Here is a 20731-nt window from a genome sequence, read left to right on the forward strand (position 1 = left end):
ACAGGGTAGCTAACTCTTGTTGCCAACGCAAAAACACCTCCAAGTTTGTCTCCATATCTTACGACATGGTTGAATTCTCTTGAAGGTGTTTTAATTTGTCTCACGTTAAGGGGGCAGTCCCATTCCATGGTCGGATAGCTGGGGGTTCTTTCATAAATTCATCTAAGCTTATAATTCACGCTAATTGTAATGATATATCTATATTCCTTTTGATGTTCTGACACTTGGCAGATATTTACCAGACGTTCTCTCAACAAATATTCTGTCTCCAGCTTCACGCAGCGATACGCCTTCAAACACAATCTCATTTAAATCCTCAGAAGCTCTCTCAGATACCGCAAATGGAGTTTCTTCATTCAATGAACGGTACAACGAGATCACATCGCCCATTTTCACATTTTTAATCGTGATTTTGCCTGGTTTTTCAATCTGGATTTCTGATGTGAGTACTTTTTCAGACTGATATGGATAACATTCATTAAATAATTCAAATGCGTAGATACGCGTATGTCCGCTTCCATCGATGCTTATTTGTGTTGGTTCAACAATTTGCAGACGGATATATCTTGCTGTAGTTTCATTTTCAAGAATACGGTTAATCACATCGCCTTTGTTATCGGTTACTTCATCAATGATTGTAAACTGATCACCATCTAGGCTAGCAAGGATTTGAAAATGCTTGGTGTTCCATACTTTAGTTTCCCTAGCCACAGGATGCCCGCAGTTAATAATACGATATTGCTTAATAGTTGCAGGCTCTTGTAAATCGATAGTAAGATGTGGTCTGTGGTCTGGCGAGCACCACTTCCCACTTTTAATCATGCCATCAATGGTCTTATTACCATTTTCATTCTCACTCACGCTGCTTGAAGCGGTCGCTGTAACCCCAAGGGATTGTAATGCAAGATTCTTCATATCGTAACCTAGCGCTAATGGCTTCGTTTCCGTTCCAGCTATAACGGCTGTCAAGATAATCGTTTCAGAAATAAAAGGTTTAATCACTAAGGTACCTACATCTACTATATAATTCTGCGGAACCTCATCTTTTAGTCTTTGAACTTTACATTGTTCCATGGATTTGAAGAGGTTAAGCGCCACTTCATTTTTACGTTCCATTTCAAGCACGTCACCACGTTGTAAGGCTATAACGCCTTGAATCACATGCTGTGCCGATTGGGTCATCAATTTAAATGCATCCAAGAAAGGCTCTAATTCTTTTACCAGCTGTACATTTAAACACCCCTCTTTGATACGATCCGCTGCTGTTTCCATTCTGATAAAATGATTCATCAATCTGTTCGCACATTCAGTTACATCTTGTCCTTGTTCTATGCCAGACTGTAGCTCTTTGACATCATCCTTCAAATACCATGATTCATCGAACAAAAAGTCACCACTGATCCCGCCGTCATCATTTAAATAACAGCTGTTAGAAGCGAATATCTCCAAATCTTCTGCTACTTCTGGAGCAAGCGCCCTGAATGATGCGGAAAAGCTTGTTTCACAGTTGAAAGCATCTGTATTCCAGTTGTGGTCAGCAATGCAGAATAATGCTTGTTTGGAAGCTTGAGGTTGATTCATAGGATTCGAGAAGAACCCATTTACATTATTCAGATCAGAGCTTAAGTTTTCTATTTTACCCATGAGAATTTTGGAGTCACAGTAGTCATTAACAGGATAGTTCCACCATACGGATAGATTCTTGTCAGTGCCGATCGCTCGTTTAGGTGATTCATATTGTTCTTTGGAAATATTGGACATCGTCGCAGCGCCCGTCCACATAATTTCAACATCATCATGAAGTACCTCTACGAAAGGCTTGAAATATTCTGTCATCGATGGGCCCCAAGCTTCACAATATCTTGTACCTACAGTGAGAAGAGGTCTAATATCATCTTTTGCTTTAACAAATTCGGTATCTATTCTATTGATAAACTCCGCTTGCTCTATTCCGTTTGGAACGCCAATGAGATCATCGAACAGTATGCCAAACTGACGTACTCCTAGGATGTACAGCTGTTCTAGCTTGGTAATCGCAGATTGAAAATCCTCTTCTGAGGAGAGGTCAATCGTTTCCCCGGGGTGAATAGTCCATACAAAATTCAAATTGTTAGCATGGCCAGCTGCCGCAAGCTCGGAAATTTCCTGTGCTTTCTCATCCGGATATAAATCTCTCCAGTGTTTTCTATGATAAGGGTCATCTTTAGGAGCGTAGATGTAAGTATTTAACTTCTGTTCACCGCCAAACTTCATCAGATCCATGCGATCTTCATGGCTCCAAGGATAACCATAAAACCCCTCAATGTAGCCACGATACAATATTTCAGGATAATCCGTGATTACACATTTCTGTAGTACATGATTAGATAATTGGCTCAAAATACGATTCAAAGTTACAACACCATAATGGATTCCATCGCTATCACTACCAATAATAGCAATATCGCAAACCGAATCCCCATTGAACACTAGGTTGTACCCTTCTCTTTGCGTCAATTCGGAAATGGGCTCTGGATGTATACTTGCTAACCAATTTTTATTACAATGCTGCTGGGTTGTAAGGTAAATATTACTTTTACCCGTAACAAAATCATCTGATATCGTATATGTATAACCGTACAAAGTTAAAGCCTCTTCAAGTTTAGGCAGTGTGGCCTCTTTTAGATCAGCCTGAGCAATGATATGGACACAATCTGTAATCGTTGCTTCAACTTCATAATAAATAATATCCTGAGGAACGGGATAAATTTCATAAGGGTGGTTTGTTGACTGACTTAAATTATTGTTCATTGTGATAGACCTCTTCTCATGGAGTAAGTGATATTGATGAACCCAAATAACGCTCATACCATTATGACAAACAAAGCGGCTCGATTTCAACCCCATGTTGTATAGGCCATTCATCTGTTCTACATGAAGGTGGATCGTAAATATATAAAATGTCCCGCCCTATATGATCAGGACGAGACAATCCAGTACTTATTCTTTTTAATGTTGTTCGTGCAGAACGAATTGAGCAATATTCTTACAATGATCTCCGATCCGTTCGAGATTGGTAAGCAGGTCCAAGTAGATCGTACCGGCTCCGCTTGCACACAAATTTTGGTTTAGACGCTTGATGTGATTTTTTCGGAACACAACCTCAAGTTCATCCAGTTTCGACTCCAGCTCCAATACTGCTCTAGCCATCTCGGTATTCTGGTCCTCCAGAGCCACCAGTGCTTTCTCAACGGTCTGATCAGCGACTTCCATCATCTCCTGAAGCTCTTTCGTAGCGGCTCCCGAGAACTCCATCTTATTGATTATGCTGAACTCAGCAAGCTCTACAACATTCTCAGCATGGTCTCCGATCCGTTCGATGTCACTGACGGTCTGGAACCAACCGGAAGCTTTCTCCGATTCGCCCTCAGGAAGTCCGTTATTCTGGTGAATCCGAGTAATATAGTCGATAATTTTGCGATTGAGCTCATTAATGAGCCCTTCCTTCTGTAATGCAAGATCTGCAAACTTCGTATCCCGATTGAAGAAGAACTTGGTCGCATCTTGCAAAGACTCTCTTGCATACTGACCCATCCGTAGAATCTCGTGTTGGGCTTGGCCTAACGCCACCGCTGGTGTAGCAAGCAAACGATCGTCCAGATAGATCGGTCTAAACTGAATCTCTTCCATTTTTCCTGGAATAGCTTTGGTTACAATCCATGCTAACACGGGAATCAGTGGGAGGAAGATGAGTGTATTCGTCACATTAAACAGTCCATGAGCGTATGCAATTTGCATCCGAATATTAACTCCTTCTCCCATCCATTGCACAACCCAAAGTACAACAGGCAGCAAGAGCATAAAGATAATGGCCCCGCAGACGTTAAAAATAACATGAACCATCGCTGTCCGTTTGGCCGCAATGGAAGCGCCAATTGAAGCAAGTACCGTTGTTATGGTCGTCCCGATGTTATCACCGAACAGAATCGGAAGAGACCCGTGAAGAGAGATCATCCCTTCGTCTGCAACAGTCTGCAGAATCCCGATCGTCGCGCTTGAGCTCTGCACAATCATCGTAAAGACTGTACCGACAATCAATCCGAGCACAGGCTGATCTGCAAGCTGTACCATGAAATCAGTAAAAGCAGGTAGTTCGCGAAGCGGCTTCACCCCTCCCCCCATCGTAGAAAGTCCGAGGAATAAAGCACCGAATCCGAAGATGACTTGCCCAATATATTGAAATCTTTTCTTATTCATGAAAAATAAAAAGAATGCCCCTACTGCAATAATAGGCAATGCATACTCTTCAATTTTAATCCCTACAATAAAAGCGGTCATCGTCGTACCGATGTTCGCTCCAAGTACGACCCCGATGGCTTGTCTGAATGTCATTAGACCTGCATTAACAAGGCCGATAGCCATGACCGTGTGCATAATTAATAAAGAAATAAACAAGTAGGAGTCCCCCTTCCCACTACTCAATTCCAAATTCTCTGTAACCGCGGAGTAATATAATCGAAGATTGAGGTAAATGTTGCATCAAAAAGCTCAGTGCTTCAAATTACTTGATAGTATTTCTAGTTTGATCATTTCAAATTTATAATTAGTGGTGGAAAAATATATTGTTTACTTATTCATATCCCAAACCATCATTTATGTTATAAAATGGTGGAAAAATAAAACTATGGAGGACACTATGTTTAAAAAAATTCTACAGTTGATTCAATTGAATAAAACTCTCGAGAACAAAGATTTTCAACTAAAAGAAAAAGAAGTTCAACTCAACGCACTTGACATGAAAGTTAATAACCTTGAAAAAGTGATTGAGGATGCTATTACTCCTTTACGTTTAGCAATCGAGGACAAGGGAATTGAACTGATTAAAGAGGCTAACGAGAAGGCTTTCGAAATAATTGATGAATCAAAAAAAACTGCTGCTGATATTGTGGAGGTCACAAAAAAAGACATCCTTAACCTTCTAGACAAAAAAGAGCAGTTAACTAACGAAGTCAATCAACTTGAGGAAACTGTTATTAAATCAACTAAAGAAATAACTAAATATGAAAAGGCCGCTAAGAAACATAAAACTGAATTATTAGGCATTAAGAATCTCCTTGAAAATTTCCCTTCAGCTATTAACTTCTCTGTTATTGAAACACATCTTCAAACGTTTGAAGAGTCAATGAAAGATGATGGAATTCTTGATACAATTGTTCACCTTGACCTACACTATAAAGCCTCCAAGACCTTGAGATCTGATATGAACGCTAACAATAAAGAAATCCGTAATTTGTTAGCATCTTATCAATCTCGATATACTACAAAAGCCAATGCGACAATCTATGAGTTAATGGTCATTGGTCTTCAAGCTGAGTTGCAAAACATTCTCCACACCTTAAGCTACAGCAACCTCGATCAGATGCTTGAAAATTCCAAGGCATTGATCGAAAAATATTTAAGAATTTCTGCAAGCGGAAATGCAAGTATTCTTCCTACAATAACTCGTTTTTTATCAGAACTTGAGCCTTTATTCGAAATAGCCATTAGAATTGAATATAAGTATTACTTCCAAAAAGAGCTGGAGAAGGAAGAGCAAAGAAAAATTCGAGAAATCATGCGACAAGAGGCAGAAGAGAAACGGGTATTAGAAGAAGAACGTAAAAAGATTGAAAAAGAAGAAGAAAAGTACTTACAAGAAATCGCAAAAAATAGAGCGTTACTGAGTACAGAGACTGATATACATAAAGTAACCTCTCTTGAAGCCAGACTTAAAGAGCTTGAGGAACAATTAGAGAAACTTGAAGAGATAAAGGAAGAAATTGTTAAACGAGCAAATGGTAAAGCAGGTCATGTATATGTAATTTCTAACCTTGGTTCGTTCGGAGATAACATGTTTAAAGTGGGTATGACTCGGCGTTTAGATCCATTGGAACGCGTCGATGAACTAGGAGATGCGTCTGTCCCATTTAAATTTGATGTACATGCATTAGTATTCAGTGATGATGCTGTTGGTCTGGAACAAAAGTTACACCAAGCTTTAGAAAGCCAAAGGGTTAACAAGATTAATCTTAGAAAAGAATTTTTCTATTCTACCGTTGAGGATCTTCAAAATATTGTACAAGATATAGACCCAACAGTAGATTTCATCACAACCATGTTTGCTATGGAATATCGCCAAAGTGATAGTTTAAAAACTGAAGAAGCTATAAGTGCTTGATCATTCTTAAATCTTCGGTAAAAGAAAAACGTCTACGGTAGACTTATTGAGGGAGATTTACCGTAGACATCACTATTATCACTATCAGTTGACTTCTTCTAACCCTACTAAAACCAATGGATGAAAGACTCTGATTTCTAATCTTTAATATAAGACTTAGGGGAACTATCATTAACAATAGCATTACTGAACCAAATATAATTCTTGTGTTATTTCCTGATAAATAGTCAAGCACACCATTTTCAACGAATACATGTAAACACAGGTAAGTGAAATGATGTATAAATAAAAGATAAGTGCTATAAGTCCATCCGCTTTCATGATATCTTTTCTTTGAAGAAATGTCTGGGAATCTTTTGTTAGTAGATTCATTTTCTCACTCCAGATTATTAATTTTACCTAACTAGCATCTAATCAACTTTATTTAAAATTATGTTAACGCAAAAACGCCCGGTTTCCCGGACGTTGGATGACGGATCAAAGACTACTTCACCAATTCCTTTTTGGCGACTACTGTTATTATTTCTGTGTCTTCATCATATTCTCGTCCAGTTATATCAGAAAAATATTCAAGTTCATCAAAGCCTACACGCTTAAGAATGGAAGAGATCTCATCGATTGTATATGCCTTATCCCAAATATTATAAACATGCATATCCTCATTATCATCGATCACTATCGTTTGGTCTAAATGAACTCTTTCTTCAGGATACCAATAATTGGAGTTCAAACACATATGAGAATTTGGTCTCCAAAAGCCACTCGTATATGAATTCCATGTTCTCGAATCAGCATGATTCCTATATTTATTTGGTGTAAAAATATCAAAGACAAACTTTCCCCCAGGCTTTAAATTACTGTAGATTTCATGCAACAATGTGTTACATTCGTATTCGTTAAATACTCCAAAATCACAATATATCAGCAGGACCACATCGAAGCTATTAGTGAAATTGAGAGTTAAATAATCTTGACAAATATAATTGACTTGCAGATTTAACTCTGATGCATTGTCCTTTGCATATGCAATTGAACGACTTGAAAAGTCCACTCCTGTTACATTATTAAAACCTAGCTTAGCGAGTCGATTTGTATAAAGTCCTGGCCCACAACCTAAATCAAGTACTTGGAGTTCAAAGTTGTTGCCACAAATATATTCTTTGATCCATTTCACCGAAGCATCCATTGTATCAGGCTTTCTACTTGCAGCATCTGTATTGGGATCTAAATGAGCTTCTAGCATTTGTTGTGATATATATTCGTCGATCCACATCTGTGAAGTCCCCTCTTCAAACAATAAGGGTCTTTTTGTTGCTTCAATTAAATTATTTAGCTTCACAATTGATTTCCTTCTTTCAAATAAATCCTTATCCCACAATAAACTCAATTACAGGATATGAAATAATGTTTCTATCACGATATGTATGACTAATCACATCACTATTCGTGCTCAATATTCCATTTTGTAAGATTACTGTTGTAAAGCCTCTTTCTCTGGCACCATTATAGGTAAAGAGTACACAATGCTCTGCTGCAAACCCTGCCACAATAACTAATCCAATTCCTTGATCTTTTAAAATCTGTTCTAATTTTGTATTCCAAAATGCATTTGATTCTTCTTTAGTTACCTTAATATCATGATCTTCAACTTTGATCTCCGAAATGATATCGAGTGATTCGGAATGAATATCTTCTGCTCCTTCAATATCCTGAATATGTATAACACAATGATTTTTTGAACGAAGTAGATCTGCGACATAATTTATGTGTTCACATGCACTATCAATATTGAGTTTTTCCTTTTGATTCTCTAAAAAGACTTTTTGCATATCTACAATTAATAGCCCGATTTTCATGGTGTGTCTCCCCTTATGTTAAAATAAAGTCTTTACTACATAATATCCGTTAACTAACTCATCTTGCTGATATCCACTAAGAATCCGTGCAGGACACATACCATATCCAAGTTTCTTCCACATATTGATTGCTTCAATTTTATCATCAGAACTCCATGCTCTAATCTGGCTTATATTTCGGGCTCTACATTCCTTTTCGGCTGCTTCAATTAAAAACTTAGCAATACCCTGCCTTCTATATTCAGGCTTCACTTCAATAATATCTATGTACCCGTCACAGTATTGCTCTAAAGGTTCAATCCATTGCTTCCAGTACACAGAGATAATTGAAATAGGTTCATCACCATGCATCCCCACTATTGAAACTCCATCTTCAATATGCATACGGTTACCAACCACTTTATTCCAGTTACTTGTTATAGATTCTTTCAGCTTCAAATCTGCTACTACGTATTTTATTTCTATTAAATCTATCGGATTGTTCACTCTCAAACCCTCTCTAGAGCCATATTAATTTGGCCGATTTCATCTTTGCATTTATAACCATACTGATTATATAGATGAATTGCATTTATGTTTTGCTTATCTACTGCAAGGAAAGAACGCTTTGCGCCCTTGTGTAAACCCCATTGTAAACCTTGCTCTATTAAACTACGACCAATTCCTCGGTTTTGAAAATTGGGATCTACAGCTAGTTCTCTTATCCATAATACAGGTCCCTTTTCACTGTTAAAACCATATATATTAACGAAGCATACGCCAACTGCTACTCCTTCTAACTCCGCTAATAATATACAAGAATTCTCATCTTCATTCCATTCTTTGATAAACTCAACTTCTTCACCATGAAACCCTCTTGAAAGTCCTTTGCATGCCTTAGTAATTAAACTAACCTGCAAATAGTCCTCTGGTACTGTGTTTCTAATCAATATGATATTACCTTCACTTGATTCAACTTTTGAAATATCATCAATCCAAAAATCAACAAATTGACTATCATTCCTAAACCCTATACTCTCCAATAGAGGGACTAATTCTGGTCTTACAAATTCCATATATATTCTTCTTGGCCCATTGAAAAAAAGATAATTAAGCTTAGATTCTAATTCCCCAACCGCCGTAGTAAAAGCATCAAGAGTCTCAGCAGCCCAAAGCATCTTATATTCTTTGGTTGTTTTGTTACAAATAATAATTGCATCTGATTGCTCAATAATTAAATCTTCATTCGGATTAATTTCTATCTCATCCAAATCCAAATAATTCAATGAGTTGTATGTATAGCTTTGAGCCCTTTTTAGTATCTCTATCATATTTACCCCCAGATTCACATGTGAATTATTGCACAAAATAACGCAAACTCAATTACCTTGAAAGCTTCCTCTCAAATGTTCTAGTTATGTTGTAATACTCATTTTACTCGAACATTCGTGTTATGAACTGGTAAAAAACAATTATTATTAAAGTTTCCCATCCAGTATCTTTAATTGTTATTCATTAGTTTGATGCCTTTTTGACCTCATAAATAACTCTATCTTAACGATATCATCAAATATTTCTTCTTCATCCTTGGTATTCCCATATTCACCTAACCAACGCGGAGAATTAATAAACCAGTTATCTTTCAAGTAAAGCTTTTCATCCCTTGCCTTAATTATTTGTGGCAGGAAATATTCTAACGACCCAAAACTATGCTTAGTCTTATCAGGAAGGATCAATTCAACTTTGCTAATTAATTCATTTAACATTTCACTTATAGATTCTTCTGTTCCCATTCAGAATCCCTCCAAGATATTGAGTGATGTTGATTTGAGATTTATAGGATTTTTGGTATATGGAGATTTTAGATAATGTTCGTGTATTCACGAACCTAGGAGGCTTAAGTTGATTATTTGATCAAGTTTCGATAATTTATTGGAGAGATAAAGGAACGTCAGCGAGGTAGCATGAACACAGTGTGGAGGAACATGCTACATTGAAATACTTAAATAAGCTCTTCCCCCTCCAATATGTTTTTGGTTAATTGGTCTACTGCAAACCACGTTGAGACATCATCGGCGATGTTCTTTGTCCATGCAACTATAAAATGTACTTGGCATATCTCATCCTTCAGTATTTGGTTAAACGGAATGCGAAACCCGTGATTTATGTATTCAATAAAATTAAATCTTTCTATATCCGAATGGAGTTTCAGGGAATTCGGAATCATATCTCCATTGATTTTCCTATTCATTAATTCTTCGCCATCTTGTGTACCTAGATGAAGTCTAATTAATCTGTTTTTGTATTCAACCGACTCCAGATACTGCCCACTATTACCTCCGAACATTTCCCAATTATATCCTTTCTCCCACTCAGCTACAAAGTCACATGAATGTACAGTATTATTGGGTTTTACTCTAAAAACGGCCGCCTGAGAGTTATCGACTACCATATGTGAAGGAATATATAACTTTGGCTTACAAATTACTAATTCAGCATCGAACTGATCGTAATAATATCCATAAAGCGTACCACCATTTGGTAGAGCGAATCTTTTATTAGGAACGTATGTTAACTCTTCAACAAATAATTTTAGGGAGATGTCTCCCAGTGGAGTATCAATGAACGCTTCTTGTTTCAGTGATGTACCCAAGTGCCTACCTTTGAAGAGTTTCATACATGCCCCCCCCTTAATGGTCTTTCTGATGACGTTGCGCATTCCTGACTTTTAAGCAGTGACTCCCGGTTCAGCTATAGTGATGCTACTACCTTAGAAAATAAGAGTTTAATACTCACTTTTCAGCTTAGAGAAAACAGCAAGATCAATGTATTTCCCTTTTTCGAACTCATGTTGCCTTAAGACACCTTCTTTGTGGAAGCCGAGCTTACTCATCAAACGGATCGACGCCTCATTCTCTGGTTCCACTTTCGCCTCGATTTTATTTACCTTCATTCTCAAAAACCCAAAATCAATGATGCAATTCGCTACCTCTGTCATGATACCCTTACCCCAAAAATCAGGAGATAAGTCATAACCAATTTCTATACGGTTGTGTATCTTCTCGTAATTCAAAAATCCGCATGTTCCAATCACTTTTTTGGACTCTCTATCTTCAATCATCCACCTTAAACCAGATTGTTCCTTGAAAATTTTCTTATACCAATTCATTTCATCTACCGCATCCTCCACAGAAATAAATGGTGTGAATGACATGTATTTAACAACACCTTCGTTTGAATAAAGCTCAAAAATATCATGTCGATCTTTTTCTTCTTCTTTGCGTAGTGTGAACCGTTCTGTTTCTAACCGAGGGAAATCAATAAATGCGAATTCTGAATTCATGATATTTCTCCTTTTTTTCATCTCAAATTAACAACTATATCAATAATTAAGTACCGAATTTATACACTATACAAGACTAACCTGAATATACTGAATAGCATCTATGAAATAGATAGATAATGACTTATAGAGTGATACTCGCTGATTTCCAATAACTTTTGTGCATTCCCTATGTTCAAATAGCCTGAGTGACCGAAGGAAACGGTTCGTCAGACTTAGCTAATTGGATATTTCGTCTGTGTGATTTCCTGGAAAATTATTTAAATATATCATGGGAAAATGCCACCAGTAGGAATAATCATCTACATTAAACATTTTTCCACCTTTTCATTTGAATACTGTTATACAACTTAATTCATCTTCTTAGTCCCAATCCATATAAAAATTCACCGCTAGTTTTTCTTGCTTACAATCTGGACAATCAATCATTTCACTCTGAATATTAATTAGAGGGACTGAAGGCATTTCTGTTCTACAAAGCGGACAATTATAGCTATTCGTATAAGATCGTGTTTCTGACTTCATATGTAAATACACTTTATTTAACAAAAAATTGCATTCATGACAAATATACAGACCATCAAAGCATTCAAATGATTTTTCCTTTTCATTAATAAACTCTTTGATTATTTGTCGATCCTCTTCTACCTCATACCATTCTAAAATGGAAACTAAATCTATGTATCTAAACCCAAATCCTAAATAAACATCTTGTTTGAATGAGCAATGACCACAGCTCAAGGTACAAGCATCTCCCACAAAACTCAACCTCCTCTTGTGAATCTCCTCTTCGTATTCACGAACTCTCCCCGGCTTAGATAGCTCTTATCTTAGGGGATCAATGTGTCCAGCTGAATCTTCTTCTTGAAATGCATCTACTGGACCGAGGTGCGGATGTGTCCGTTGAATCTGTTTCCCTGCCAACCGCTTCTAGCGGACCGAGGGCCACAAGGCCCGAAGCGTGAAATAATGTTATATGTAGTCGGGGCCATCTTTGAGTTTGCTTATATTTATTCTTTCTACTTTGTCAGTATCATATTTAAATTCCGTTTCATTTATCCAACCATCGAAAGTTCCATAGGGACTAATATTCAATATTTCTTTATAAGGTAATTGCATTGGATTTTCAAAATCATAGATTACTGGTTCATATTCATGTGCCCAAATGCAACCTTCAACAGCTACCTTATTATTATCTTTTCTATGATACATTGCAGCCCAACAAAATCCTAACCCTTGATATGCTGTGTCGGGTACATAGCTTTCAGCTTTTCCCGTTTGTAAATCCACTATCGTATATCCCTGATAATCTATCCCGCACAATAAATATTCTTTATTCTCTTTCTCAATCCATAGAAATGGAAATTGACCATAATTCCTATTAATAACTGAAACGATTTGTTCACTACTATTTGTAATAGTCCCTTTAGAGTAGCTATAACGTCTATAGTCTTCTTCATACTCGTAATATTCTATTTTCAATTTATATTTATTAGATGGTGACATATATTCATCGTAATCTTCAGATTTATATTGTTCTTGAAATAGTATAATGCTTCTTTTCTTTCATCGATGAATCTACTTTCATTTACAATGTTTTTCATGTTTATCTCGTTTATAATGCTTTGCCCATAACGTTTCTGTATTCACGAATCTTCACCGGATTAAGCGCATAACGCGCGTCGTCAGACTTAGCAGTTGCAAGGTTGTCCGCTGATTCTGCTACACCAAAAACACATTTTTCGGACCAAGGCGAATGTCCGATGCGTGAATGCTGTATTATATGAAGGTTCTGACTTCATTGAATAGGCATACCGTTGATTATTTATTATTTTTACATTTTCTTTTCTCTGAAACCCAAATTTTTAAAAATATGATTTGAATAATGAAATGAATAGCAGGTAGAATATAGCCAAATTCTAGGTGATATTCTGGAAAAATTTCAAATCCACCTGGTGTACGCGGTTGATACTTGACGGAGATTATAAAGAGACAACCTGGAATAACACTAAATAAAAACCATATCCATCTTAATTTCCTATTATCTGTTCTATAAAATAATACTGAATTAATTACTAAAAAAAACAAAGGTATTGCATAAAACATAATAAAAGTTTTTGCTGTATCAGACGTGAAATCTCCTACTCTGGTACCTAATAAGAAGATGAAACTAAAATGTGCAATAATTACTAATAAAACACAAAGAAATGGTTTCAAGAGTCTTTCGCACTCCTTCAATTGTCAGGTTCTTTAACTATTATTTCAGAACTTTCATATAATGTTCGTGTACAAAAATGCAGCTTGTGTTTCCTATTCGAGGCACCACCATATAGGTCTATCAAATATTGATTCTCCTATTGGCCAATGATATTTGGGATATCATCTGAAGGAAATTTACCACGATATTTCTTACTCATTATTTATGCCCCTTATTTAAAGAATTTGGTGTATTTCGTCTAACGTTCTTGTATTCACTTTACTTAGGAGCAAGATACCATTTTCCTGTTACGGATCTCCCCTCAATTGATTCTAATAAATAACCTTCAGGGTAACTATATATTGCATGTTTTTTCTCTCCATTTTTTGTAAAACTAATATCGTACATCCTAAATGAGTTCAGCTTCGTATACCAAAAATTCCGTTTTCCACCTTCTGACCAAACTTCAATTTCATCAATTTCTCCATCTGTTTCTTGAATTAATTTAGTAATCTCCAAAATGTGTTGTTCTTGAATAGAGAATCTAATATAGATACGTAGAGAAACATCAATTAATGCATTTACTAAAAGAACTATTAATATAGTCGTAAAAAATATCTTTTTTATATTTGGTTTTTTTTCACATGCTCCATGGACTCAACTCTTTCATAACGACCTTCGGGAATTTCATCTAACGTTTGTGCATTCACGAAATGACCCAGCCTTAGATAGCTCTTATCTTAGGCTGGGTCATTTGTTGTCTGTACTTCTTCCATGATTATACATCGTGACAACCAAAGGGTGATAGCCCTGAAGCTTGAATGCTATGTTATACGCAGTTACTGGCTTCTTTGAAATACTCACAAATCTCACCTTAATTAATCCCGCAGGCGCATCATAGAATTAGCATCGTAAACATTTTTTTGCGCCGGATGCATCCTTGAAAATATATCGTGTTCTTGATCTTTTCAACCAAGTTATTTCTCTCAAAACCAATCCCTAGTGATTGCGTATAACGTTCTTGTATCTACGAACCCTCACCAACTTAAGGGACGAATGTTCCGGCCGCAGCGGGGTTAGGTGGTGCAGGGTTGTCTGCTTAATTCACTTCCTCGAAAATTCTTCGGCAGACCAAGGAGCGCTTGCGACGCGGCATAGATACGGTATTAGGCGAAGGGTCAGTCTCCTTAAAGTTCCTTCCAAAATTTCTTCACATCAATAATCTTAACTTTTTTGTTATCAAATAATTTGTTAACTCTGTTTCCCTCTGAATTATCGTAATAATAATAAATAACTTCATCTAATTTTTCATTGGATCTAATCTCATTAAATATATGATTATCATTATTTGGAGAGAGCCCGAGAATTGTGAGGCTACCTTCTATTTCTCTAAATCGATCTATCGCATCAAATTCTAAAAATGTTAAATCAGGCCTATCCTGCTTAATCTTTATTGCTTCATATAGATTTCTAACAAGAGAACTATCAGAATCCTTCCACTCTTCTATCTGAGGAATAATCTCCGGCTTTTCTTTAATGCCATTTAAGAATTTAGTCATAGCTTCATTTGCCGTATTCTGCATACCTATTAGAAATTCTTTGGATTCGCCTGAATATGTAGTTAATGCATTGGAATATAGGTGGTCAAATCCAGTTATGATATTAGCATTTTTTAGAGGGCTATCGGACATATGATTTCTCAGACTATTAGGATCATAAACATCCGCAAGTATATGAAACGCACCATGTAAATAGAAAACTTCTTTGTCTACATATTTCTCTATATTCTTATCATAATTCGTGGTAAAAATATTATCATATTGTCTAAGAAACCCTAGTAGATCGAAAGGAAATTTATGATAAACTTCTTCTATATTTCCTGCATTATAGATAGAATCGAGAATAAAGATTCTTAGCACTTCTCTGAAGTTATATCTTTCAGGGTTTACTATTTTCTCTTTAACACAAACTAAGTTATGTACTAAAAAATAATCCTCGAATCCAATAATATCGAAAGATTGATAAGAATTCTTCTTACGATATCTTTTCTTTAAATCTGCTAAAGCTGTTCTTTCACTTTCTGTTACTGCATAGTTATCAAAAAGTCCATTAATAACTAAACTAAATTGAGAAAATAAATACATTAACCACTCCGCAACTTCACTTGGATATACATCAGCAGGAAAGTGACCTGATTTCACATTTCTAACAGCTCTATTTAAAATATGTGAATTCAAATACTCACTTCCTCCAAATTGAATATTAATTCCATTACCTACTAAGATATTCTTCATGAGTTGCCTCCAAATTCATTTTTCCGATCTTTCGCCTAACGTTCTTGCATTCCTGACGTTCAAGGCGGCTTAAGGCACGTAGTGCCGAGTCGTCAGACTTAGCCGGTTGGAGTGTCGCCTGAATTCACTTCATAGAGATCCCTCATGGCGACCGAGGAGCGAATGCGACGCAGCAGGAATGCTCTGTTATACGCTGTTACTGCCCTCATTGAACTACTTAATCCTACCTATAGATAGCTATTGGTGTCACAACAATAGCTGGTCCTTTAATGAAATCAGAAAGATTTTTGCCTTTTTTATCACTTAACATTTTTCTTTTTTGTTCCCTGCTTAGGAATGAATCAAATGCAGGGACTATACTAAATACTTCTTCTTGTTTTCCTTTCGGTATAATCTTTTGTACTTTACCAAGGATATCTGCTTCACCTTCGAGATTTGATATATCTGTTTTTAGATATTGCCGCTGCAATCGTGTATAAAAGCTGTAGCCTCTCGTTGACTCCGATTCAAAAATAATAGGGATATTTTGTTTGGTTGCATGTTCTCCCAAAGAGCTTATTCCGGCAAACATATTTGATTCTTGTTTGTCTTTGAATGGCTCCTGCCCGAATGCTTGCATTATATCAATCATGGGTGACATACTCTGAAGATCTTGCGTCATCTTAAACACCTTTGAAATAGTTATACTAGATGGAACTTCAATAATTTCTCCTCTCCTGATTTGACGCCAAATTTCATCATCGAATGCATCGAGGAATTGATTAAGATTTTCTTTAGCTAAATAATCATAGAGATTATTGAATTTAGAAGCATCAGTTCTCGCAATTTTCTGTCTTGTTTCAGTAGAGGTTTCAGCTTGCAAGTTTCCTTCTGCAAATTTTATATTTGCTTTACCCGATTTATTACTTTTTTCAGTTTCTGTCTGATCTATTGGTCCTTCTTCAATAAAGCCTTCTATCGTAGAAAGATAATCGTTCAATACACTTGTATCTAAATAAAGAAAGTTACGTAAAATCATAGAAATCTCCTCCGATTTTAATTATCTATTTTGCAGTAATTGCGTATAACTAGTGCATTTACGAATTCGTATATCATTTTAGGTAACAAAATGCTCACTGAAAGTGTATTATCAATCTCTTTACAGTTTCACTTCCTTTAAAATACTATTTTGGGTATAACTATCTCACCAACCTCATAATCCCCCGCCTTATATCCCACATCTAACCACTTTATCCAATATCATGTCAATGCCAAAACGCCCGGTTTCCCGGGCGTCGGATGACACTTCTGCGTATTCTCTAAATGATTGCTTCCAAAATAGATTGTTCTATTGAATTAAGATTCGGATACGACTGTAAAACGTTCATTTAGGTGTTTTGGGTTGTCGATTTCATCAACAACGGCAATGGCATAGTCTTCATAACTTACATAGCTTTCGCCTTTGGAGTTAACGAGAAGGTTGTCTTTGCCGGTTTGATAGGAACCTGTACGTGTACCCTCTGCGAAGAATGCTGAAGGACTGATGAAGGTCCAATTGAGATCGGATGTGCCTTGTAGGATCTCCAAGTTTTTACCTTGATTAGAAGCCGTTGGAAGGAACATGGCTGGGAAATCTGGTGTGTCCAGTACTTTTAGTGTTTTCGCTTCGTCAACATATAGGCTACCTGCTCCACCAACTACGATCAATCTTGTGTTTGTAGCACCCTTAAGTGCATCGATCAGAACGTTTCCCGCCTCAACGTGCAGATGCTCTTCTCCCATTGGAGCGCCAAACGCATTGACCACCACATCAAATTTTGTGAGATCTTCTGAAGTTAGGTTGAAAATGTCCTTTTCCAGTACTGCCACGCTTTTGTCTGCTAACTTAGAAGCATTACGAACGATAGCTGTTACCTCATGTCCCCGCTCTGCTGCTTCTTTTATGATCTGAGTTCCTGCTTTACCTGTTGCTCCAATAACTGCAATCTTTGCCATGTTAATTTCCTCCTGAATAAATGTATTTGTTAGATAGTTAATAAATATGTTGTTGGTTTATGGCTGAACGACCAGCTTGATCCCAATACCAAACGGATCGCGGAAACTTACCGAATTAGGCTGACGCTCGAATGGAACATCGGCATCGACAATTCGACTCACTACGGTATCCAGTTCATTCATATTAGGAAGCGTAATTGTAAAATGACGTAATCCTACCGCATTATCTGGTGCAGCTGGAGCTCCCTTACCTGCCCAGGTATTTAATCCAATATGATGATGATATCCTCCAGCTGAGATGAATAATGCTTCCCCGCCAAGATGCGCCACGACTTCGAAACCAAGCACACCGCAATAAAATGCTTTCCCCTGAATTAAGTCTCCTACATGAAAATGAACATGACCGATCCGGGTTGCGGAGGGAAGTCCATTCCACTGCGCTCCTTCGGAGGCAGCGAGTAATCCATCAATATCCACGGGGTCCGTGGTCATAATGTACTCACCTTGCTCATCTTTTTTCCAAGTATCACGTGGACGATCCGCATAGATTTCAATCCCATTACCGTCAGGATCGCTCAGGTACAGTGCCTCGCTGACCAAATGATCTCCTTGTCCAACAGGTATTTTATTCTGAGCTAGATTACGAAGTACTAATCCTAAAGACAACCGATCTGGTACTAGAATGGCAAAGTGATAAAGACCAGAAACAGACCTCGTGGTTAGGGAGTGAAATTGATCACTCTCCTCAAGTATGAGTAGCACATGACTTCCATCAGTTGTAAGTTCAGCAATATTTCCTTCTTGCTTTATTAAATTGAACCCAATCACATCACGATAAAATGGAAGCGATGTTTGAAGGGATTTAACTTTTAAATGTACGGTCCCAATAGCAGCCTCGGGATGAAGGAGCTGTGACTGTGGCATAACTTCTCCCCTCCTATTTTCATAATAATAAGTATTTTTTAATTAAGTGACTTAGCTGTAATCGAAACAGTTACACTTCCTGTAATCAGTATAGTTACATCCCATAAATATGTCAACACTAAGATTTACTATCTTGGTAGTATGAACAGTTCATTGCGATTATAGGCGAAGCGAACGAGCATATTCTTTATACGAAGAGAGCCACTGTGAGCTTAAATATATACTGTATATAGAAATTACTGTTATTATTAGCCTGTTGATAATCTATAATTAAGTTCATACGTACGGTGAAATGAAATAAATAGTTCGTGTTGTGCGATGAACATGGGAGGTAACATGAATATACTGTTGAAAGATATTGATAATGAAAATTGGGAAAAATGCATTTCTTTAACCACGGATAAAGAGGGTCAACATTTTATTATTGAGGAATTTGTTGCATCCAACGCTGTATCTATTGCTCAATCAAAAATTCAAGACGGTTGGATTACCAAAGCCATCTATGATGATGAAATTATGGTTGGATTCGCCATGTATGGTTTTAGTTATGAGGATAATTTATATGAAATATGCAGAATCATGATAGACCATAAATATCAAGGAAAAGGATATGGGAAGGTAGCACTGGGGAAAGTGATTGAAGAAATGAAGAACTTTCATGATTGCCATGAAATTTTTATATCCTTCGAACCTGACAATCTAATTGGGAAAAGACTGTATGAAAGTTTTAATTTTAAAGATACCGGTGAGATTATTGAAGATGAATTGTTGTATAGTTTGAAATTATAGTAATACATATCCTTCCTTAGCCTATTTTTAAAAGATCATAATAAGCACAACAAAACAACAAGTTCCGATAACCCGGAAACTTGTTGTTTTTTGACCGCTATGGTATCAACGCTCATCAATAATACTATTAAAAGTGGCCCCACCCGTTAAACTTAAGGTCATTTCCCAAGTGGCCGCATAACCACTCCGCTCATACAATCTCCTCGCTTCCTTACCCGAAGCGATTAACTTTGCCTCCAGTATTCCTTTGGAGATCAACCAATCATGGGTATGCGTAAGTAGTACCTTTGCCAACCCTTTACCCCGATGCTCTGGGACCGTGTATACATCCACAATCCAGCCGTAACTACCTGGACGAAACAGGAAATACGGAAAGTCATCCTTAATTAAAGCACCGCAAATTGCGACGGGGACAAGGCTGTCAGTAGGATAAGCTACATAATGTCGTAAACGGCCTGCGCCAAACTCCCTGCTATACATCTCTTGCAGGATCTGTTTGGAGTCAGAGATTAGGACTTCATCAGATACACCCATCTCACTGAACATTCTTTGACGAAAATCCAATGCCAGTGGGAGTTCTTCCTCTGTGATTTCACGAATGTAATAATGATCAGCCAACCCACTCATTCGCTGAACTCTACAGTGTGGACAGTATTCGCCAGTCGGTCTAGATGTACATAGAATGGCTGCCCCGCCTCCTGCAGTGTGAGTCGCTCACGGTAAGTCTGGTTCCGAACTTCCTCCGGTTCAATCACACATACGGCTGCGAGATCAACATCTCCTAGGCGTTCCCGGACGGCAATGTAATGTTCTTCAAATAAAGTACCGCATATATGAATTCGTGTTGGCTTCCCCTTTATTTTATAGCTTGATTCATCGCCCTTTACTGTGACCGAAACATACTGATCATGCCACAAACTGCGCGTAATATTCTCAAATGTTCGCGAGGACTCCAGCAACTCCAGGTACACAATCCTCCCCTCTTGATCCACATGCAATGACTGCTTTACTGCTGTATGCGGTACACCATCTCCATCTAAAGTTGCAAGCACTTTTACGGAATCCTTATTATTGATCAACTCGACTACCTTCTGCTCCCAGACAACTGCCATCTAAGTCCCTCCTAATTCATTCTTTTCACCAAAAAGTTAGCCATGAGACGAGCGCACCGCGGTTCAG

The 20731-nt window shown here is 37.3% G+C and carries 21 protein-coding genes; 2 read left to right on the forward strand and 19 right to left on the reverse strand.

The features are described 5' to 3' along the window. Positions 1-198: 198 nt before the first annotated feature. Both EJP82_RS02265 and EJP82_RS02270 read right to left on the reverse strand, forming a co-directional pair. On the reverse strand, positions 199-2790 hold the full coding sequence (locus EJP82_RS02265; RefSeq protein ID WP_170220112.1) for a glycoside hydrolase family 84 protein: 2592 nt from the start codon (positions 2788-2790) through the stop codon (positions 199-201). Between the two features lie 198 nt (positions 2791-2988). After that, complete coding sequence (locus EJP82_RS02270; RefSeq protein WP_246053952.1) at positions 2989-4434, reverse strand: Na/Pi cotransporter family protein; 1446 nt, start codon at positions 4432-4434, stop codon at positions 2989-2991. Positions 4435-4675: 241 nt separating this feature from the next. Here EJP82_RS02270 and EJP82_RS02275 point away from each other — a divergent pair, with 241 nt between their 5' ends. Continuing rightward, positions 4676-6196, forward strand: coding sequence for a GIY-YIG nuclease family protein (locus EJP82_RS02275; protein ID WP_127190409.1), 1521 nt, complete (start codon positions 4676-4678; stop codon positions 6194-6196). A gap of 484 nt (positions 6197-6680) precedes the next feature. On the opposite strand, the gene EJP82_RS02280 is transcribed toward EJP82_RS02275, so the two are convergent. The 15 genes from EJP82_RS02280 to EJP82_RS02350 form a co-directional block, all read right to left on the reverse strand. Beyond that, positions 6681-7535, reverse strand: coding sequence for a class I SAM-dependent methyltransferase (locus EJP82_RS02280; protein ID WP_127190410.1), 855 nt, complete (start codon positions 7533-7535; stop codon positions 6681-6683). Between the two features lie 28 nt (positions 7536-7563). Continuing rightward, entirely contained in the window at positions 7564-8052 is a 489-nt protein-coding gene (locus EJP82_RS02285) for a cysteine hydrolase family protein (RefSeq protein ID WP_127190411.1), read from the reverse strand. Positions 8053-8070: 18 nt separating this feature from the next. Beyond that, positions 8071-8538: a GNAT family N-acetyltransferase gene (locus tag EJP82_RS02290; protein ID WP_127190412.1), complete on the reverse strand. Its 468-nt coding sequence runs from the start codon at positions 8536-8538 to the stop codon at positions 8071-8073. 2 nt (positions 8539-8540) lie between these two features. Continuing rightward, positions 8541-9362: a GNAT family N-acetyltransferase gene (locus tag EJP82_RS02295; RefSeq protein ID WP_127190413.1), complete on the reverse strand. Its 822-nt coding sequence runs from the start codon at positions 9360-9362 to the stop codon at positions 8541-8543. Positions 9363-9539: 177 nt separating this feature from the next. Next, positions 9540-9824: a hypothetical protein gene (locus EJP82_RS02300; RefSeq protein WP_127190414.1), complete on the reverse strand. Its 285-nt coding sequence runs from the start codon at positions 9822-9824 to the stop codon at positions 9540-9542. Positions 9825-10033: 209 nt separating this feature from the next. Then, on the reverse strand, positions 10034-10708 hold the full coding sequence (locus tag EJP82_RS02305; RefSeq protein ID WP_127190415.1) for a hypothetical protein: 675 nt from the start codon (positions 10706-10708) through the stop codon (positions 10034-10036). 108 nt (positions 10709-10816) lie between these two features. Next, positions 10817-11374: a GNAT family N-acetyltransferase gene (locus tag EJP82_RS02310; protein WP_127190416.1), complete on the reverse strand. Its 558-nt coding sequence runs from the start codon at positions 11372-11374 to the stop codon at positions 10817-10819. A gap of 363 nt (positions 11375-11737) precedes the next feature. After that, entirely contained in the window at positions 11738-12133 is a 396-nt protein-coding gene (locus tag EJP82_RS02315) for a hypothetical protein (protein WP_127190417.1), read from the reverse strand. A gap of 213 nt (positions 12134-12346) precedes the next feature. After that, positions 12347-12880 carry a hypothetical protein gene (locus tag EJP82_RS02320; protein ID WP_127190418.1) on the reverse strand — a complete coding sequence of 178 codons (534 nt, stop codon included), beginning with the start codon at positions 12878-12880 and terminating at the stop codon, positions 12347-12349. Between the two features lie 315 nt (positions 12881-13195). Further along, on the reverse strand, positions 13196-13591 hold the full coding sequence (locus tag EJP82_RS02325) for a hypothetical protein (protein ID WP_127190419.1): 396 nt from the start codon (positions 13589-13591) through the stop codon (positions 13196-13198). A gap of 259 nt (positions 13592-13850) precedes the next feature. Next, positions 13851-14090, reverse strand: coding sequence for a hypothetical protein (locus EJP82_RS02330; RefSeq protein ID WP_127190420.1), 240 nt, complete (start codon positions 14088-14090; stop codon positions 13851-13853). 668 nt (positions 14091-14758) lie between these two features. Then, complete coding sequence (locus EJP82_RS02335) at positions 14759-15865, reverse strand: hypothetical protein (RefSeq protein WP_127190421.1); 1107 nt, start codon at positions 15863-15865, stop codon at positions 14759-14761. A 223-nt stretch (positions 15866-16088) separates the two neighbouring features. Continuing rightward, on the reverse strand, positions 16089-16883 hold the full coding sequence (locus EJP82_RS02340) for a DUF6414 family protein (protein ID WP_127190422.1): 795 nt from the start codon (positions 16881-16883) through the stop codon (positions 16089-16091). Positions 16884-17200: 317 nt separating this feature from the next. Further along, on the reverse strand, positions 17201-17839 hold the full coding sequence (locus tag EJP82_RS02345) for an NAD(P)-dependent oxidoreductase (RefSeq protein ID WP_127190423.1): 639 nt from the start codon (positions 17837-17839) through the stop codon (positions 17201-17203). Between the two features lie 57 nt (positions 17840-17896). Next, entirely contained in the window at positions 17897-18763 is an 867-nt protein-coding gene (locus tag EJP82_RS02350; protein ID WP_127190424.1) for a VOC family protein, read from the reverse strand. 336 nt (positions 18764-19099) lie between these two features. Here EJP82_RS02350 and EJP82_RS02355 point away from each other — a divergent pair, with 336 nt between their 5' ends. Beyond that, a complete protein-coding gene (locus tag EJP82_RS02355) occupies positions 19100-19552 on the forward strand; it encodes a GNAT family N-acetyltransferase (RefSeq protein WP_127190425.1) in 453 nt (150 codons plus the stop codon). A gap of 105 nt (positions 19553-19657) precedes the next feature. On the opposite strand, the gene EJP82_RS02360 is transcribed toward EJP82_RS02355, so the two are convergent. Further along, on the reverse strand, positions 19658-20179 hold the full coding sequence (locus EJP82_RS02360; protein ID WP_127190426.1) for a GNAT family N-acetyltransferase: 522 nt from the start codon (positions 20177-20179) through the stop codon (positions 19658-19660). Beyond that, entirely contained in the window at positions 20176-20664 is a 489-nt protein-coding gene (locus EJP82_RS02365) for a pyridoxamine 5'-phosphate oxidase family protein (protein ID WP_127190427.1), read from the reverse strand. The genes EJP82_RS02360 and EJP82_RS02365 overlap by 4 nt, the downstream gene beginning before the upstream one ends. Positions 20665-20731 lie beyond the last annotated feature (67 nt).

This window comes from Paenibacillus anaericanus (assembly GCF_003994475.1).
Classification (GTDB): domain Bacteria; phylum Bacillota; class Bacilli; order Paenibacillales; family Paenibacillaceae; genus Fontibacillus; species Fontibacillus anaericanus.

What these genes read in the sequence shown, in the direction of transcription:
- EJP82_RS02275 (WP_127190409.1), top strand. Translation starts at nt 4,676, where the DNA reads ATGTTTAAAAAAATTCTACAGTTGATTCAATTGAATAAAACTCTCGAG.
- EJP82_RS02285 (WP_127190411.1), bottom strand. Translation starts at nt 8,052, where the DNA reads ATGAAAATCGGGCTATTAATTGTAGATATGCAAAAAGTCTTTTTAGAG.
- EJP82_RS02350 (WP_127190424.1), bottom strand. Translation starts at nt 18,763, where the DNA reads ATGCCACAGTCACAGCTCCTTCATCCCGAGGCTGCTATTGGGACCGTA.
- EJP82_RS02345 (WP_127190423.1), bottom strand. Translation starts at nt 17,839, where the DNA reads ATGGCAAAGATTGCAGTTATTGGAGCAACAGGTAAAGCAGGAACTCAG.
- EJP82_RS02355 (WP_127190425.1), top strand. Translation starts at nt 19,100, where the DNA reads ATGAATATACTGTTGAAAGATATTGATAATGAAAATTGGGAAAAATGC.
- EJP82_RS02310 (WP_127190416.1), bottom strand. Translation starts at nt 11,374, where the DNA reads ATGAATTCAGAATTCGCATTTATTGATTTCCCTCGGTTAGAAACAGAA.
- EJP82_RS02295 (WP_127190413.1), bottom strand. Translation starts at nt 9,362, where the DNA reads ATGATAGAGATACTAAAAAGGGCTCAAAGCTATACATACAACTCATTG.
- EJP82_RS02300 (WP_127190414.1), bottom strand. Translation starts at nt 9,824, where the DNA reads ATGGGAACAGAAGAATCTATAAGTGAAATGTTAAATGAATTAATTAGC.
- EJP82_RS02360 (WP_127190426.1), bottom strand. Translation starts at nt 20,179, where the DNA reads ATGAGTGGGTTGGCTGATCATTATTACATTCGTGAAATCACAGAGGAA.
- EJP82_RS02365 (WP_127190427.1), bottom strand. Translation starts at nt 20,664, where the DNA reads ATGGCAGTTGTCTGGGAGCAGAAGGTAGTCGAGTTGATCAATAATAAG.
- EJP82_RS02265 (WP_170220112.1), bottom strand. Translation starts at nt 2,790, where the DNA reads ATGAACAATAATTTAAGTCAGTCAACAAACCACCCTTATGAAATTTAT.
- EJP82_RS02340 (WP_127190422.1), bottom strand. Translation starts at nt 16,883, where the DNA reads ATGATTTTACGTAACTTTCTTTATTTAGATACAAGTGTATTGAACGAT.
- EJP82_RS02320 (WP_127190418.1), bottom strand. Translation starts at nt 12,880, where the DNA reads ATGTCACCATCTAATAAATATAAATTGAAAATAGAATATTACGAGTAT.
- EJP82_RS02335 (WP_127190421.1), bottom strand. Translation starts at nt 15,865, where the DNA reads ATGAAGAATATCTTAGTAGGTAATGGAATTAATATTCAATTTGGAGGA.
- EJP82_RS02305 (WP_127190415.1), bottom strand. Translation starts at nt 10,708, where the DNA reads ATGAAACTCTTCAAAGGTAGGCACTTGGGTACATCACTGAAACAAGAA.